General features: G+C 39.3%; 17 protein-coding genes. 14 read left to right on the forward strand and 3 right to left on the reverse strand.

All coding sequences use genetic code 11. The features are described from left to right. The first annotated feature begins 82 nt into the window (after positions 1-82). The 4 genes from U1E44_RS16095 to yiaK all read left to right on the forward strand — a co-directional run bounded on the left by U1E44_RS16095 (position 83) and on the right by yiaK (position 3,283). Positions 83-265, forward strand: a complete 183-nt coding sequence (locus U1E44_RS16095) for a helix-turn-helix domain-containing protein (protein ID WP_322932140.1) — start codon at positions 83-85, stop codon at positions 263-265. A gap of 100 nt (positions 266-365) precedes the next feature. After that, complete coding sequence (locus U1E44_RS16100) at positions 366-764, forward strand: GlcG/HbpS family heme-binding protein (RefSeq protein WP_322932141.1); 399 nt, start codon at positions 366-368, stop codon at positions 762-764. Positions 765-1,292: 528 nt separating this feature from the next. Then, entirely contained in the window at positions 1,293-2,210 is a 918-nt protein-coding gene (locus tag U1E44_RS16105) for an alpha/beta fold hydrolase (protein WP_322932142.1), read from the forward strand. A 65-nt stretch (positions 2,211-2,275) separates the two neighbouring features. After that, positions 2,276-3,283, forward strand: coding sequence for a 3-dehydro-L-gulonate 2-dehydrogenase (yiaK, locus tag U1E44_RS16110; protein ID WP_322932143.1), 1,008 nt, complete (start codon positions 2,276-2,278; stop codon positions 3,281-3,283). A gap of 4 nt (positions 3,284-3,287) precedes the next feature. Here the strand turns inward: yiaK and U1E44_RS16115 are convergent, their stop codons facing one another. Next, a complete protein-coding gene (locus U1E44_RS16115) occupies positions 3,288-4,067 on the reverse strand; it encodes an HAD-IIA family hydrolase (protein ID WP_322932144.1) in 780 nt (259 codons plus the stop codon). A gap of 436 nt (positions 4,068-4,503) precedes the next feature. On the opposite strand from U1E44_RS16115, the gene U1E44_RS16120 reads away from it, so the two are divergent. Both U1E44_RS16120 and U1E44_RS16125 read left to right on the forward strand, forming a co-directional pair. After that, positions 4,504-6,426, forward strand: coding sequence for a DUF294 nucleotidyltransferase-like domain-containing protein (locus U1E44_RS16120; protein ID WP_322932145.1), 1,923 nt, complete (start codon positions 4,504-4,506; stop codon positions 6,424-6,426). Continuing rightward, on the forward strand, positions 6,423-7,085 hold the full coding sequence (locus U1E44_RS16125; protein ID WP_322932146.1) for a 3'-5' exonuclease: 663 nt from the start codon (positions 6,423-6,425) through the stop codon (positions 7,083-7,085). Before U1E44_RS16120 ends, U1E44_RS16125 begins: the two co-directional genes overlap by 4 nt. A 35-nt stretch (positions 7,086-7,120) precedes the next feature. Here U1E44_RS16125 and U1E44_RS16130 read toward each other — a convergent pair whose 3' ends face one another. Further along, positions 7,121-8,080 (reverse strand): phosphoribosylaminoimidazolesuccinocarboxamide synthase, encoded by a 960-nt coding sequence (locus U1E44_RS16130; protein ID WP_322932147.1) that lies wholly within the window; start codon positions 8,078-8,080, stop codon positions 7,121-7,123. Positions 8,081-8,091: 11 nt separating this feature from the next. Next, positions 8,092-9,045 carry a PhoH family protein gene (locus tag U1E44_RS16135; RefSeq protein ID WP_322932148.1) on the reverse strand — a complete coding sequence of 318 codons (954 nt, stop codon included), beginning with the start codon at positions 9,043-9,045 and terminating at the stop codon, positions 8,092-8,094. A 127-nt stretch (positions 9,046-9,172) separates the two neighbouring features. On the opposite strand from U1E44_RS16135, the gene U1E44_RS16140 reads away from it, so the two are divergent. The 8 genes from U1E44_RS16140 to U1E44_RS16175 all read left to right on the forward strand — a co-directional run bounded on the left by U1E44_RS16140 (position 9,173) and on the right by U1E44_RS16175 (position 17,562). After that, entirely contained in the window at positions 9,173-10,003 is an 831-nt protein-coding gene (locus U1E44_RS16140) for an SAM hydrolase/SAM-dependent halogenase family protein (RefSeq protein ID WP_322932149.1), read from the forward strand. Positions 10,004-10,148: 145 nt separating this feature from the next. Further along, on the forward strand, positions 10,149-10,883 hold the full coding sequence (gldF, locus tag U1E44_RS16145; protein WP_322932150.1) for a gliding motility-associated ABC transporter permease subunit GldF: 735 nt from the start codon (positions 10,149-10,151) through the stop codon (positions 10,881-10,883). Further along, entirely contained in the window at positions 10,880-12,544 is a 1,665-nt protein-coding gene (gene gldG / locus U1E44_RS16150) for a gliding motility-associated ABC transporter substrate-binding protein GldG (RefSeq protein ID WP_322932151.1), read from the forward strand. The genes gldF and gldG overlap by 4 nt, the downstream gene beginning before the upstream one ends. Positions 12,545-12,686: 142 nt before the next feature. Beyond that, positions 12,687-13,805: a DNA polymerase III subunit beta gene (gene dnaN / locus U1E44_RS16155; RefSeq protein ID WP_322932152.1), complete on the forward strand. Its 1,119-nt coding sequence runs from the start codon at positions 12,687-12,689 to the stop codon at positions 13,803-13,805. Between the two features lie 165 nt (positions 13,806-13,970). Further along, a complete protein-coding gene (gene mnmE, locus U1E44_RS16160; protein WP_322932153.1) occupies positions 13,971-15,374 on the forward strand; it encodes a tRNA uridine-5-carboxymethylaminomethyl(34) synthesis GTPase MnmE in 1,404 nt (467 codons plus the stop codon). 218 nt (positions 15,375-15,592) lie between these two features. After that, complete coding sequence (locus U1E44_RS16165; protein ID WP_322932154.1) at positions 15,593-15,994, forward strand: helix-turn-helix domain-containing protein; 402 nt, start codon at positions 15,593-15,595, stop codon at positions 15,992-15,994. Between the two features lie 6 nt (positions 15,995-16,000). After that, a complete protein-coding gene (locus U1E44_RS16170; RefSeq protein WP_322932155.1) occupies positions 16,001-17,107 on the forward strand; it encodes a site-specific integrase in 1,107 nt (368 codons plus the stop codon). Positions 17,108-17,109: 2 nt separating this feature from the next. After that, entirely contained in the window at positions 17,110-17,562 is a 453-nt protein-coding gene (locus U1E44_RS16175) for a hypothetical protein (RefSeq protein WP_322932156.1), read from the forward strand. The last annotated feature ends 58 nt before the right edge of the window (positions 17,563-17,620 follow it).

The following is a 17,620-nucleotide window of genomic DNA, read 5'->3' on the forward strand; positions in this document are numbered from 1 at the left end:
CGGACCCCCCTCTTTCAACACCATCATAAAACTTATTTTTAAAGATTTATTGTCCTAAGGATGGGGGTAATTATATTTTAAAATGGAATACAACACCAATCCGGGTAAATGGTTAGTGCAAAAACGACTTGCCATGGCTAAACACATGTTAGAAAATAAGGAAAAAAAGCCCTCTGAAATCCATAAGAAATTTGGCTATAATACGCTTTCTAATTTTAGTACTGCCTTTAAAAATGAATTTGGAATTAGTCCAAAAGAAGTATAAAAATAACTTAAAGGGCATATTTGAACTTTTTTCAATACTTTTTGAACTTAAATAAATACACAGATTCACGATTTTTGAGGCAACATTAAACATCAAAAAAATGAACTTAACATTAGCACAAGCAGAGAAAATGATTGAAGCTGCAAAAACAAAAGCAGCAGCCCTAGACACAAAAATGAATATTTCGGTGGTCGATGCCGGAGCAAATATATTGGCGTTTGCTCGCATGGACGGCGCATGGCTGGGTTCTGCCGATATTTCTTTAAAAAAGGCAAAAACAGCTCGCTATTTTGACTTGCCCACAGGCGTAATTGGAAGTCTTTCGCAACCAGGAGGTTCCTTATTTGGTATAGAACACTCCAACGGTGGATTAATTTCTTTTCCAGGTGGCATTCCCGTAAAAAACGCTACAGGAGAAGTTGTAGGAGCTATTGGTGTTTCTGGTAGTACTGTAGAAAACGACCATGCTGTGGCGGAAGCAGGTGCAAACGCATTATAAACAATTTCGCTTATTTTAGGGTTATGAGGAGTTCATAACCCTTTTTTGGCTAAAATTAGCAATCCGTATGTAGTAGATGCTCTGATTTGTTTTTTTTGAAACAGGTGCATTTATGAGAACCGAGTAATCATTTTTGAGTAGATGCATTTGTATCCGTTTTTTTAGTAGAATACTAAAAATCTTCTAGAATTACAGACAGCCTGAGTTTGGATTATATTTATACTAGACGAATAAAGGTCAACAGGTGTTTTACTTAACCCATCTAAATTGTCACCAAGGCATTTCATTCTAAGCGCAATGGAAGCATCATAATTGTACTTCAAATAAAAAAATTCTTGAAACTGACTATCCCCGAGGCAAGCCATAGGGGTATTTCGCCAGTTTCATTTTGGCCTTTGGGCCAAAAACCGAAATTTTGTATTTCACCTCACCCGGAACTGCAAAAAGACAGTTCCGACCTCTCCAAAGGAGAGGTAAATAGGAAACCCCGACCCAAGGGTCGGGGAATCTTTAGATTAAAAAGATAAAATGAAAACGAAACTCTTTATCGGCATTATAATTCTTATTACGATTGCCTATCTCTGGCCTACAAAAAAATACACTTTTGAAGAAAACTACCACCTTAAAGATGCCATCTCGGAATCGTTAAAAAAGTTCAGGCAGGAACCCACAAAAGAGGTACGCATTGGAAAAAATAGTTGGAAATATCATACTGCAGGTAAGGCCGACACCACCATTGTGTTTCTTCATGGCATGGGAGGTTCTTATGACATTTGGTGGCAACAGATCTACCATTTCAAAACTACGTATAAGACCCTTAGTTTCACCTATCCGGAAGTACGTTCCTTGGAAGAGCTTAGCGCAGGTTTTTTAGCTATTTTAAAGCAAGAGAAAATCGATAAAGTCATTTTGGTGGGCAGTTCCTTGGGAGGTTATTTAACCCAGTATTTGCTTGTGAACCATCCGGACAAAATCATAAAAGCCTCCATTGGCAATTCCTTTCCTCCAAACACCGAAAACAAAACAAAAAATCAATCTTTGGTAGACATCATGCAATGGTTACCGGAGTGGCTTGTGATACAAAAAATACGTGAAAAATATAATACAGATGTAATTCCAGCGGCAAATAACGCACCTATTGTTAACGCTTTTCTCAATGAATTACTGGGAAATGGAGTAACCAAAGAAACGTTTATTAACAGATACTATTGCGTCATAGATCCTTTTGAAATTAAAATTAGCGATTCCATTCCGGTGCAAATTATAGAATCTGATAATGATCCCTTGGTTTCTGAAAATCTTAGAGCACTGCTCAAAAAATCGTATCCCAAGGCAAGCCTGATTACGCTAAAAGCGAAAGGTCATTTCCCTTATTTAAACGATGCTCAAAACTACAACATCGCTCTAGAAAGGTTTATTTCTAAAAAGCAAGAAAAGTTAAAATAGGAAGCCCTATTTTTAGGGTTTGGCAAGACGTTGTACAATCTTGTAGAAATTTAACACTCAAAACCATGCAAATTTCTCATACGGTCATGCACGATGTGCTTTTCCGACTCTTCCGCAAATTTGACTTCTCTGAAGAAAAAGCCAATATCCTCGCCGAGGTGTACACAGAAAACACCCTGTGTGGCATACATTCCCATGGCATTAACCGCGTACCACTTTTTATAGCGTACGTACAAAAAGGCCTTGTACAGGTAGCTGCCGAAGCCCAAAAGTCCGAGTCCTTGGGCGCTATAGAACGGTGGGATGGGCATTTGGGTCCCGGCATTATCAATGCCCTAAAAAGCACTGAAAGAGCCATAGCTCTGGCTAAAGAACATGGCATGGGGCTGGTGGCTTTGCGGAATACCAACCACTGGATGCGCGGTGGCTATTACGGATGGCACGCCGCCGATGCAGGCTGCATATCTATTCTATTTACCAACACGCAGCCCAATATGCCGCCTTGGGGCGGCATGGACAGCAGATTAGGAAACAATCCGTTTGTTGTTTCTATTCCCAGAAAAGAAGGTCATGTAGTGCTCGATATGGCTCTTTCTCAATTTGCCTTCGGCAAGATTAATGATTATAAACTTAAAGGGGAAAAATTGCCCTTTCCTGGCGGATGGGACGAAAACAATACGCTGTCTCATGATCCGGAAAAAATTTTACGGAAAGAACGCGGATTACCTATTGGGTATTGGAAAGGATCGGCGCTTTCAATGGTCTTAGACATGTTGGCCACCATTTTATCGGCCGGAGATTCTACCTATAAAATAAGTTTAAAAGGGCATGAAACCGGAATTTCGCAGGTGTTTCTTTGCATAGCACCGGATCTTTTTCAAGATCGTACTATCCGAGAAAAACTATTGAACGAAATTATAACGTACACCAAAGATGTGCCTCCCATGCCTGAGGGTAGCCACATCTATTATCCTGGCGAACGCGCCTTACAAACGAAAGCTAAAAACTTAAAAAAAGGCATGCCTGTTAGTGACCCTATTTGGGAGAAAATTTTGGAGTTGCTAAACCACTAAGACCTTATTGCATTTCCAAGGCTTTTTTTAGATCCAAAGTTGCCACGGAATCGATAATCATATCGGGTTTAAAGGGATAATCATCCAAGGTGTTTTTTTTAGAAACCCCGGATAGCGTAAGAATGGTAGTATACCCCAATTGCACCCCACCTAATATGTCGGTATCCATAGTATCACCGATAATAATGGTTTCTCGGGCTTCCAAGCCCAATGTCTTCCGTGCAGCGCGCATCATAACCGGACTCGGTTTTCCGACAGAAAACGCCTTTTTACCCGTGGCTTCTTCTATCATAGCCACGACAGCCTTAATGCCCAAATTAGACCAACCCTTTTTTTTGGGTGATGGATCGAGGTTTGTAGCAATGAGTTTGGCACCACCCAAAATCATATCAACCGCATTGTTTACCATTTCCAAAGTGAAATTACGGCCTTCGCCCACAACAACAAAATCGGGATTCTGATTCACCAAAGTATATCCTTGTTGGTGCAAACTGGTAATGAGTCCACCTTCTCCCAACACATACGCCGTACCCTTGGGATTCATAAAAGATAAAAACCACGCCGTTGCCATGGCACTGGTATACACATTTTCTTCTTTAATTTTTATTCCCATTTTCCCCACCTTATTTACGGTATCTAAAGGCGTGCGTTGGCTATTATTGGTCATAAACAAAAAAGGGATATGTTGCTTCTGTAGGGCTGCAATAAAAGCATCGGCCCCTTCAATCATGGTATCGCCACTGTAGATAACCCCGTCCATGTCTATTAAAAATCCTTTCTTCATGCTATACTTCTTTTTACTGATTTTTGTACCATGGGGTACGCTAAATACAATAGAACAAACAACCCCATGCTTTTACGTTAAGAATTTCAACCTCATAAAAGTACATAACTATTAGCTTCTATAAGACGCCTTACCCACTTATTTTAAAGAAAATTACCTTGTTGTGCATTTTGATTATGTAGTGCTTAGTTGTTCCTAAAATCTTCATTATTTGCCTCAATCCTGAAGGAAGTAATGAAGATTTCTTCGATTTAGCCTTTAGACCAAAGCAAAAATTAAAGAAACCAAGTAAAAACGAACAACAGGTAAAATTAAATATTAAACCCATAGGCACCGCTGCATCCTTAACCAAGAAAGCTGGAAAATTGTTCCAAATTCATTCACATTTCTTTTGCTTCAGCCATCAAAAAAGTACCTTTAGCATTAAATTAAAACCATGCAAAATATCATCTCGGAGAGGGTTGCCGATTTTCTTAAAAAATTTCCCCCGTTTTATGATTTGGGAGCTACCGATTTGGCCAACTTGGCATTGGAAATTTCCATTGTTTATCAGGAAAAAGAAAGTGTTGTATTTCATGAAAATGAGCCGCCCCATGCTTGTTTTTACGTTGTAAATAAGGGTGCCATTGCGCTTAAAAAAAACAACGAGGCCGAAATGCTGGATATTTGTGATGAAGGCGATATTTTTGGTCTACGTCCTTTGATTGCTAACGAAAATTATCAGATAAGTGCCAAAGCTCATGAAGAGAGTATTCTGTATGCCATTCCTATTTCCGTCTTTAAACCCTATATTGTAAAGAACCGGGAAGTGGGTAATTTTTTAATGGAAAGTTTTGCATCAAACACCCGGAATCCGTATTCCAAAAGCTACAGAAATTCATTTTTTAAGGAAGGAATTTCCACGGTTTCAGAGGAGTCGCCCAACCGCTTATGGGATTTGCAACCCATAAAATATTCTAAAAAAATAGTATGCTGTAGCCCGGAAACTGAGGCAAAATCCATAGCAAAGACCATGACGGCGAAAAGGGTTGGTGCCATGATGGTGGTACAAAACAAACTTCCCATTGGCATTATCACCGACAAAGACCTACGAAACCAGATCGTTACCGGGGTACAATCCATTGATACTGCTGCCAAGCATATTATGACCTCACCAGTGATTACATATCCCAAAAAAATGACCATTACGCAGGCGCAAATGGCCATGATGAAAAGCGGCATTAGTCATTTATGTTTAACTAAAGATGGCACACCCAATACGGAAATCGTAGGTGTGTTGTCTAAGCACGACATCATGGTGGCCTTGGGAAACAATCCCGCTGTTCTGTTAAAAGCCATAAAAAGGGCTAAAAAAATAAAATCAATAAAGCCAATTCGAAATAGTATTATGAATTTGCTGAGCGGTTATTTAGATCAAAATATCCCAATGACCCTCATTTCTAAAATTATTTCTGAACTCAATGATGCTTGCGTAAAGCAAATTATTAGCCTCTCCTTAAGTGAAATGCCCACCGCACCGCCGGTGAAATTTGCTTGGTTGGCTATGGGAAGTCAAGGACGCAGTGAACAACTCCTCCATACCGATCAGGATAATGCCTTAGTGTTTGAAAATGTCGCGGAATCACATCTGGAACAGACAAAATCCTATTTTTTAAAACTCGCCGAAAAAGTAACCAAAGGGTTACGTACCATAGGGTATGAATATTGTCCGGCAGAGATGATGGCCTCTAACCCAAAATGGTGTCTGAGTTTGGGCGAATGGACGCAATTAATTTCGCATTGGATTACGAATCCAGGTACGGATGAGGTGCTGCTTTCATCTATATTTTTCGATTACAATTTGTCTTACGGCGATGTTCAATTAGTAAATGCACTGTCCGAGCACATTTTTGAAATCACAAAAAAATACCCCATTTTTTATACCCATTTAGCCGCAGGAGCACTTCAAAATCCTTCCCCAACCGGCTTTTTTAGGCAATTTCTAGTAGAGCAGGATGGGGAGAAAAAAGACACCTTTGATGTAAAAAGAAGGGCACTAATGCCCTTAACCGATGCCGCCCGCGTGCTCATCCTATCGCACGCTATAAAATCGATAAACAATACATCGGAACGCTTTGAGAAATTGGCGGCCTTAGAGCCCAACAACGAAGAGCTCTACCTTGCCTGTTCGTACGCTACCAAGGCGTTAATAAAATTTAGAACCAAACAAGGATTATTGCATAACGATTCTGGCCGCTTTATTGTCTTGGAGAGCTTAACCAAAGAAGAAAAAGTAAAATTAAAACGTACTTTTAAAACCATAAAAGAAATACAAGAATTGGTGAGTCTACGTTTCAAAGTTTCAACCCTCATAAGATGATATCGATCTTCAAAAAAAAGCCCCCACTGCCTGCATTTTGGGAAGCATATGAAGCTGCTTTTAAAGAAAAGCCCAACGACAATCTTTGGGAACAACGATTTGTGGTACTCGATACTGAAACCACCGGTTTTGATTATAACAACGACCGCATCTTATCTATAGGCGCCCTAAGTTTGCAACATCATACGATTATCGTAAATGCTGTTTTTGAAGTCTATTTGCATCAGGATTATTACAACGTAGAAACCGCTAAAGTGCATTGCATTTTAAAAAAAGGGGAATATCCTCGCATTTCTGAGTACCAAGCACTACAACAATTTCTGGCCTATGTAGGCAACGCTATTATCGTAGCCCACCATGCCCAATTTGACCTGAACATGCTAAACCGTGCCTTGAGTCGTAATGGACTTCCTAAATTAAAAAATAGGGTGCTAGACACCTCTACCCTTTACAAAAAAACACTGATACGATCGCCCTTGCTAACCCAAAAAGAGCAGTACTCCCTAGATGAATTGGCCGATAAATTTGATATTTCAAAAAAGGATAGGCACACGGCATTAGGCGATGCGTATATTACGGCCTTGGTGTTTTTAAAGGTACTTGGCAAACTTAGGGATAAAAAGGTGGTTACGCTTCGTAAAATACTCAGAATTCGATAGGTTTTATGTAGCATTGTCGACTCTTTGACCGGTATTTAGGTATGTTGCGCTAAATAATCCAAAACATTGGATTCTATACGTTCTTGAATGTTTGAAATAGATGCCTTTACAAAGGGTTCGCCGGTAATGTTCTCATACAACTCTATATACCTTTCAGATACTGTCTGTATATACGCATCGGTCATCTCAGGGAGGTGTTGCCCCGGAAGCCCCTGAAATCCATTAGTAATAAGCCATTGCCGCACAAATTCCTTAGAAAGTTGCTTTTGTGGCTCATTTTGTTTTTGGCGCTCCTCATAACCCTCCGCATAAAAATAGCGGGACGAATCGGGCGTGTGAATTTCGTCGATCAGCACAATGGCTGCCTCTTTGGTTTTGCCAAACTCATATTTGGTATCTACCAAAATAAGTCCCCTTTTTGCCGCTATTTCGGTACCTCGTTGAAACAACAATTGGGTATAATTTTCTAGAACGGCGTAGTCTTCTTCACTAACTATTTGGCGTTCAATGATACTTTCCCGGGATATATCTTCGTCATGATCGCCCATTGCTGCTTTTGTAGCGGGTGTAATTATGGGCGATGCAAACTTGTCGTTCTCTTTCATCCCTTCCGGCAACGGCACGCCACAAAGCTCCCGTTTGCCCTGTGCGTACTCCCGAGCGGCATGACCGGATAAATACCCACGAATCACCATTTCCACCTTAAAAGGCTCACAGGCATGACCAATGGCTACATTAGGATCTGGTGTCGCCAGGAGCCAATTGGGCACAATATCTCTGGTGGCTTGCATCATTTTGGTGGCAATCTGATTTAAAATTTGTCCCTTATAAGGAATACCTTTGGGCATCACTACATCAAAGGCCGATAGCCGATCTGTAGCTACTACCACCAAAATATCGTTTTCTAAATAATATACTTCCCTTACTTTTCCCTTATACACTTTGTACTGTTTTGGAAATTTAAAATGGGTGTTTAGAAGGGTAGAATGCGCCATAGTTTTAGTTCTTAATTTTGATGTTCAATATCCTTATACGCATCAATTACTTTTTTTACCAATTTATGCCGAATTACGTCCTTTTCATCCAAATAAATCATTTCAATTCCGTCGATATTTTTAAGGATTAGAAGCGCTTCTTTTAATCCGGATATTACACGTCGTGGAAGGTCTATTTGTCCGGGATCGCCAGTTATCATAAATTTAGCATTGCGTCCCATGCGCGTTAGAAACATTTTCATTTGCGCATGGGTTGTATTCTGTGCTTCATCCAAAATTACAAAGGCGTTATCTAAGGTGCGGCCTCGCATAAAGGCCAATGGTGCTATTTGTATGGTGCCATTTTCTATGTACTGCCCCAGTTTTTCTGCGGGAATCATGTCGCGTAACGCATCATAGAGCGGTTGCATGTACGGGTCTAATTTTTCTTTTAAATCGCCCGGTAAAAATCCTAAATTTTCTCCTGCCTCAACAGCCGGCCGGGTAAGTACAATCCGTTTTACTTGTTTTTCTTTAAGCGCCTTTACGGCCAATGCCACGCCGGTATAGGTTTTTCCGGTACCTGCCGGACCAATAGCAAAAACCATATCGTTCTGTCGTGCCGCATCTACCAATTTTCGCTGGTTGGCCGTCATCGCCTTAATGAGCTTGCCACTAACACCATGCACAAGAATATCGCCACTACTTTGAGAAGTCTCTAAATCTTCGCTTCGGTTACTTGTTAATATGCGCTCTATGGCATTTTCGTCTAACTTGTTGTATTTGGCATAATGAGTTGTAAGCATTTCAAATCGCTTATCAAACTCATCCAGTTGTTCATCATCGCCATATACCTTAACTTTTGTACCACGAGCTACAATTTTTAGCTTTGGAAAAAACGTTTTTAAAATATCAATATTTTCGTTTTGAAGTCCAAAAAAATCGGCCGGACTAATGTCTGTAAGTTCTATGATAAGTTCGTTCAAAGAATGCAAAGATTAAAATGTTATGTTTTTAATATATGGTAAGGTTCGTAGTTTTTTATGTAATTTTGTTGAACAAACATAAGTAAAAAATCAGTTTGCCTAACCAAAAACATATCAACAGTGCTCCATGGCAATAATTACACTAACGACCGATTATGGACACAAAGATCATTTCGTAGGCGCCATTAAAGGAGCTATTTACAGTGCATTAAATGATATCCGCATCGTTGATATTTCGCATGACATTAGCCCCTTTAATATCCATGAATGCGCTTATATCCTTAAAAATTCGTATAAAAATTTCCCATCAGGAACCATACATATCATTGGAATAGATGCCGAAAAGACTATAGAAAATCAACATATTGTAGTTCTTGTAGACGGGCATTATTTTATTGGTGCCAATAACGGGGTTATTTGCCTTATAACCTCAGAAATAAAACCTGATAAAATTGTGGAAATACAGATCCCAAATACCGTTCAAAGTTCTTTTCAAGAGCTCGATGTTTTTGTAACGGTAGCCTGCCATATTGCACGTGGCGGCGTCCTAGACGTTATAGGTAAACCATATAGCGCGCTAAAGGATTTAAAAGAATTTTCGCCCCGAATTACGGACAATGGCAATACCATTATCGGAAGTGTTATTTATATTGATAATTATGGTAACGTAGTTTCAAATATTCAAAAATCCCTTTTTGAAGCATATCGAAAAGGACGACCCTATGAATTGGTTGCCCGAAATAAAAAAATCAATAAAATACATCAAAAATACAGCGATATTATCAATTTTGATCTAGAAAAAAATCAGCGAAAAGGCCCGGGCGATCTTTTGGCACTTTTTAACTCATCAGATTATATAGAATTGGCTATTTACAAGAGCGATCTCAATACGGTGGGTGGTGCCTCTACCCTTTTGGGCTTAGATTTTAGAGACACCATTATGGTACATTTTTTATAGAACTGGGTACGTTTTAAAAAAATGGAATATTAAAAAAGAAAATAGTACTAGTTTTGAACCAATTTTAAAATACCCTTAGCGTCCATTTTGCGGTTTCAAAACGACTGCACTTAGGCGATTTTGAATATAATTTTTATCGAATACAATGTTAGCCATCTTTAAAAGAGAAATTACTACTTTTTTTACGTCTGCGGTAGGGTATCTGGTGATAGGGCTTTTTCTGATTCTTAGTGGGCTTTTTTTGTGGGTTTTTAAAGGCGCTTTTAATGTATTTGATTACGGCTTTGCCGACTTAGAGCCCTTTTTTCAGTTAGCACCATGGGTCTTCCTGTTTGTAATTCCGGCCTTGACCATGAAGAGTTTTTCGGAAGAAAAAAAATTAGGCACCCTAGAGTTATTGCTTATAAAACCCATACCGCTTCGCCAAGTAGTTGGAGGCAAATTTTTCGGGATATTAACTTTGGCCATATTGGCAGTACTCCCTACCCTACTCTATGTCCTTACCGTGTTTCGTCTAGGAATTACAGAAGGCAATGTAGATATGGGTGTGGTTTTAGGCTCCTATTTTGGGTTATTGCTGCTAATTGCTTGTTATGCGGCCATCGGTATTTTTGCATCGATACAAACAGACAACCAAATTGTATCTTTCATTACCGCAACCGTATTGTGTTTTATACTCTTTTATGGGTTCGACGCTGCTGCAACCCTTTTCCCAACGGGCAATTTTGGGTGGCTGCTAAAAAATATAGGGATGAAAAGTCATTTTGATGGATTTACCAGAGGCATTCTAGATTCTCGTGATCTTGTGTACTTTGTCAGTTTATCCTTTTTATTTTTAGCGCTAACCGTAATTCAATTACAAAATACGAAACGCTCATGAACACAAAGGTTTCCTTGAGTGTTAAGCTATTAGCCGCCGTAATTCTTATTAATGTTTTGGCGAGTGTGCTACACACCCGTATAGACCTCACCGAAGACAACCGTTACACGCTAACCGAACAAGCACTGCAGGTGGTTAAAGGCTTTAAAAACCCCGTGATTATTGATGTGCTATTAGACGGTAATCTTCCTTCAGAATTTTTAAAATTAAAGGTAGAAACCCGCCAAATTCTAGAAGAATTCGCTTTTCAGAATGCCAACATTAAATTCAATTTTATAGACCCCCTAAAAGATGGTGCACAGGCCGATGCGGTAATTGCCGAATTACAGGGTTTAGGACTAACTCCGGTAAATAGTACCATTGAAGAAAACGGAAAAGTCTCTCAAGAAATACTCTTTCCATGGGCCATGGTAAACTATAGAGACAACACCGTAAAAGTACCTTTATTGAAAAATAAGTTAGGCGCCACCACTGAGGAGCGTATTAATAATTCCGTGCAACATTTAGAATATGCCTTTACCGACGCCTTTTATAAACTGAATTTGACCGCGAAAAAGAAAGTCGCCGTTATAAAAGGTAACGGGGAATTAGACGATAGGTACATCGCAGATTATCTCACGGCCATTCGGGACTATTATAATATTGGCGCTATTACTTTGGATTCTGTGGCAAACGATCCTCAAAAAGTATTAGACCAACTAAAAACATACGATTTGGCACTCATAGCAAAGCCTACAGAAGCTTTTACAGAGGCCGAGAAATATGTGATGGATCAATATGTGGTACACGGTGGAAAGAGTATTTGGCTGATTGATCAGGTGGCCATAGAATTGGACAGTCTTTTTAATGAAAAGGGAAGCTCCATGGCGTTTCCAAGAGATCTTAACCTCAATGATTTCTTTTTTAAATATGGCATACGCATCAATCCGGTACTTATAAATGATATGTACTTTACGCAAATTGTACTGGCTACGGGTGAAGCCACCGAGGCGCAGTACAACCCCATGCCTTGGGTATACCATCCTCTGGTGTTTTCGCGCAATACACATCCCATCAACAAAAATATGGAAGCATTGCGATTTCAATTTGCCAATGCCATAGATACCCTGCCTAATGCGTATACCAAAGAAATTTTACTGTGGAGTTCTCCGCTTTCCAAAACAGATGGCACACCCAAGCAAATAAGCCTCGATATTATTAATACACCTTTGCAAAGAGAACACTATACGAAAGGCGATCAACCGTTGGCTGTTCTTATTGAGGGTGCTTTTTCATCGGCTTTCACCAATAGGATTAAACCACTTTCGTTAAAAGGGACACAAGAAATGGGGCCATTGAATAAAATGATGGTCATTGCAGACGGCGACCTCATCAAAAATCAACTTAGAAATGGCCGACCTTTAGAATTGGGATACGACAAATGGACGAATAGTTTTTATGGCAATAAAGAATTTTTAGTAAACAGTATTAATTATATGCTTGATGATACCGGACTTATAAACATTCGTAACAAACGTGTGACCATTCCCTTATTAGATCCCGAAAAAATAGAATCTCAGAAAATAAAATGGCAGGTTATTAATATTGGCGTTCCCGTACTTTTAACCATACTATTGGGCTGGTTTTTTACGCTATATCGGCGTAAAAAATACAGTCGGTAGCTGTTAATAAGTTTGTTTCCTTGAAAAGGACATTTAAAATATCTTTGTTTTTTGGGATGAAGGCTATTTTGGGCTGTTTTAATACATAAAGTTGCTTGATTTTTACTTTAGGGTGAAATAAGATTCAATAAAAAAATAACGAATGAAATTCATAGTATCTAGTACGTATTTACTGAAACAATTACAGGTTTTAGGTGGCATCATTAACAGCAGTAATACACTGCCTATTTTAGACAATTTTCTTTTTGACCTAAACCAAAATGCCCTTACCGTTTCTGCCTCTGATCTGGAAACTACCATGAGTTCTATTTTAAAGGTAGAATCTGAAAGCACGGGCGTCATAGCTGTTCCAGCCCGCCTATTATTAGAAACCCTTAAAACCTTTCCGGAGCAACCCTTAACGTTTGTGGTAGAGGCTAATAATACCGTAGAAATAAGTTCTAATTACGGAAAGTATGCGTTGGCCTATGCAGACGGGTCTGAATTCCCCAAGGCTGTAAAACTTCAAGATCCAAGCAAAACAGTCCTTTTAGGCGATGTTCTCGCTACAGCCATTACCAAAACCATTTTTGCTACAGGAAATGATGACCTGCGTCCTGTGATGAGTGGCGTCTTTTTTCAGTTTTCGCCGGAAGGATTAACTTTTGTGGCTACGGACGCCCATAAATTGGTAAAATACCAACGAACGGATGTAACAGCCTCGGAAGTAGCGGAGTTTATTATGCCCAAAAAACCGCTGAATCTCTTAAAATCGATTTTAGCGGGAAGTGAAGCAGATGTGCAGATAGAATACAACCATAGCAATGCGAAGTTCAGTTTTGAAGACACTGAATTGGTTTGTAGGTTAATCGATGGAAAATATCCCAATTATGAAGCGGTAATTCCGAAAGAAAATCCCAATAAACTGACCATAGCCCGGAACCAGCTTCTTAGTTCCGTGCGTCGTGTTTCTATATTTTCTAACAAAAGCACACACCAAATTAGGCTTAAAATTGCCGGTGCCGAGTTAAATATCTCTGCCGAAGATATAGACTACAGCAATAAAGCAGAGGAACGCTTAACCTGTTCGTATCTTGGCGATGATATGCAGATAGGGTTCAATTCTCGTTTTTTAGTAGAAATGTTGAACAACCTTACATCAGATGACATTTCCTTAGAAATGAGTTTGCCCAACCGTGCCGGAATCCTTACTCCTGTAGATGGGTTGGATGAAGGAGAAAATGTGATCATGCTGGTTATGCCGGTAATGCTAAATACCTAAGCACAACCTATTGATCATCTAAAACAGCAAGACACCCGCATTTGGTACCACGAGTGCGTACCCTAAAATATTGAGGCAACGGACAATATCTTAAGACTATATGCCTTTACTTTCTTGGAAATAGGCAACCGTGTTTTGCTTATTTTTGCTTAAAATATTGTAGTAATGCTTCCCAACGACCCTATAATTGCTTTGGCCACACCCTCCGGTGCGGGTGCTATAGCAGTAATCAGAATATCCGGTGAAGGTGCCATTGCACTCTCCACGCCATTTTTTACGTCGACACCCAAAAAAGATTTAACCCAACAAAATAGTCACACCCTACACTTAGGCCATATTCAGGAGGACAAGCGCGTACTAGATCAGGTTTTAGTATCTATTTTCAAAGCCCCGAATTCGTACACCGGTGAAGATGTAGTGGAAATTTCATGTCATGGTTCCCCGTATATACAACAACAAATTATACAATTATTTTTGCGCAATGGCTGTAGGGCAGCCAACGCGGGAGAATTTACCCTTCGCGCCTTTTTAAACGGAAAATTAGATTTGAGTCAGGCCGAAGCCGTGGCCGATCTCATCGCATCGGATAACGAAGCAAGTCACCAAATTGCCATGCAGCAAATGCGTGGTGGCTTTAGTTCAGAAATAAAAAAACTAAGAGACGAACTCCTCAATTTTGCATCCCTAATAGAGCTAGAACTCGACTTTGCCGAAGAAGATGTGGAGTTTGCCGATAGAAAGGATTTTTACAACCTTCTTGAAAGAATTACCCATACCTTAAAACGACTCATTGATTCTTTTGCGGTGGGTAATGTTATTAAAAATGGAATCCCGATAGCCATAGTCGGGGAACCCAATGTAGGGAAATCGACGCTTTTAAATGCTTTATTGAATGAAGAGCGAGCGATAGTTTCCGAAATTGCTGGCACTACCAGAGATGCCATAGAAGATGAAATTAGTATTGGAGGCATCGGTTTTCGATTTATTGATACCGCCGGAATTCGTGAAACAACGGATGTGATAGAAAGTATAGGTATAAAAAGAACATTTGAAAATATAGCTCGTGCTGAAGTCGTTTTATTTTTAATGGACAGTTCGCAGTTGACGACTGATCGTTTAGCTTCTTTTAAAACAGAGGTAGAAAAAATAAAAAACAAATACCCGCAAAAACCACTTGTTGTTGTGCTTAATAAAGTGGATCTACTGTCTGAAAGTAAGTTAGTTGCCATAAAATTTGAGCTTGACACACTACACCTGAAACCAGAAACAATTTCGGCCAAACAGCATATTGGAATAGAGGAACTTAAGAGCACCTTAGTAGCATTAGTAGATAGGGGTGCCCTGCGCAATAATGAAACTATTGTGACCAATGTAAGACATTATAATTCCCTATTAAAAGCCCTAGAGGCTATAGACAAGGTGAGAGAAGGATTAGACAATGGACTTTCGGGCGACTTCCTGTCTATGGATATTCGTGAGGCATTGAATTATTTTGGTGAAATTACGGGCGAAATAACCTCAGATGACCTGTTAGGGAACATTTTTGCCAATTTTTGTATCGGAAAGTAGTTATCCTTCTCTTATTTGCTAACTGCCTACTATTGTTAGGTTTATAGGTTCACTTTCTTCCCTTATTTGTTGCCCAATTGCACTTTATTGCTTATTTTTGTTGCCCAGTTGTTGCTCAAACAACAAATTTGTTGCCCAAAGCCACAAATTGAAAGGTACTGGTGAAATGATGCACCAATCAGCACCACCGAGCAACATCAGGCACTAATAAGCACCAAATGAGTAGTAATATTAAAATTCCGAAATTCTGCCAACATTGTGGCCAGGCATTTGTTGCCCAAAAAACCACAACCCGCTTTTGTAGTCACAAATGTGCCAGTAGAGCATACAAACAACGTAAGCGAGATGAGAAAGTAGATTCTACTCTAAAGGAGCAAATCAAATCCGTTACTTCTGCAAATTCCGAAAACTTGCAAAGTCTGCAAAGCCTGCCAATTCAAACAGGCAATTTTATCAATCTTAGAGATAAGGAGTTTTTAAGCGTTCAAGAAGCTGCCATTTTATTAGGTGCAAGCAGATGGACAATTCAACGAATGATTCAAAGAGAAGACATAAAAGCAGGTAAGCTGGGCAGAAGAACCATTATACCACGTTCCGAAATTGATAATCTTTTTAACTGATGAGCAATGAAAATAACATTAAGACAACGCAAAAAGGGTAACAAGATTACCCTCTACCTTGACTACTACGACCAAGGCAAACGAGAGTATGAACATTTAGGTTTATACCTCACACCCGAACCCGACAAAGGAAGTTTAACCAAAGCCCAAAAGGACGAGAACAAAAAAATCCTTGAATTGGCTGAGAGCATCCGAAGTAAAAGGCATTTAGAAGTTCAAAATAGCATTTACGGCTTCCGAGATAAAGAGAAATTGAAAGGCAGTTTTTTTGAGTTTTTTGATGCCCTTACAGAAAAGAAAAAAGCCAGCTTGGGTAATTATGGCAATTGGAATGCTGTCCGTATTCTGATAAAAGCCTACAATCCTAAAGATGTAACCTTTGAGCGTTTAGATAAAGAATGGGTTGAAGGATTCAAAGATTACCTGGACTATGAAGCCAAAACCAAAACAGGTGACGGAATTTCACTCAATACAAAATACAGCTATTTCAACAAATTGAGAGCTGCACTCAAACAGGCTTTAAAAGAGGGCTTAATCAAATTTAATCCAGCGGAACAAGTAGAACCATTTCCACAGGATGATGTTGAGCGTGAATTTTTAACCCTTGAAGAATTACAGAAGTTAGCCAACACTCATTGCCGAAATGAAACGCTAAAGCGTATGTTCATTTTTTCTTGTCTAACTGGTTTAAGGTGGTCGGATATTGAGAAACTAAAATGGTCAGAAATTCAGCACTCAGATAATTTAGGCTACTTCATTCGTTTTCGTCAACAAAAAACCAACGGAGCAGAAACCTTACCTATTGCCGAAGAAGCAAGAGAACTTTTAGGAGAACAGAAAGAACCAAAAGAAAAGGTATTTACAGGGCTTAAATATGGCAACTGGAACAAAACCTACTTAAAGGATTGGTTAATTGATGCTGGCATCAATAAGCACATCACATTCCACTGTGCCCGTCATACTTACGCTACGCTTCAGTTGACTTTAGGCACAGACATTTACACAGTTTCAAAATTATTAGGGCATAAAAACCTTTCTACTACCGAGATATACGCAAAGGTTATCAACGAGAAAAAGGTGGAAGCTGCCAACAAAATCAAAATCAAATTATAAGTATGGAAGCACCGCAAATATTTTTAGTAGAAGAATTGGAATTAAGAATTTCAATTGAAGCAGTTGAGTACAAGCATAAGTTTGATAACTTTTGGGAAGAACACAAATTTGACCCTGATTATTTCAACCGATTTATGGAAGGTCCTTTATTGAGTGAATTTGTTCAAACCATTTACAAAAGAACCCAACACCTCAACAACAATGAAATCAATAAATACCTTACGGTATCATTGAGCCAGTTTAAAACCCATAGTCCAAAGCTACGCTTTGAAGCTATGAAAGAACAGTATTATAGAGATTACTGGTATCCTAATGTTGAACCAGATCATTACTCTAAAATGTCAGAGTATGAAAACAAGTATTTCGGTCACGTTTTCAAATGGTATGAGAAACATTTCCACTTATTTCAAGAAGCCACAGAACAAGCCCTGCAAGACTGCAAACAACGGACATAGTATACCACATGTGCCGGGATAAAGTGAGCATAGCTCGCCGGATGAAAGTGAACCACCT

The sequence above is a fragment of the Aurantibrevibacter litoralis genome (assembly GCF_034651555.1).
In the GTDB taxonomy this organism is placed as follows: Bacteria; Bacteroidota; Bacteroidia; order Flavobacteriales; family Flavobacteriaceae; genus Aurantibrevibacter; species Aurantibrevibacter litoralis.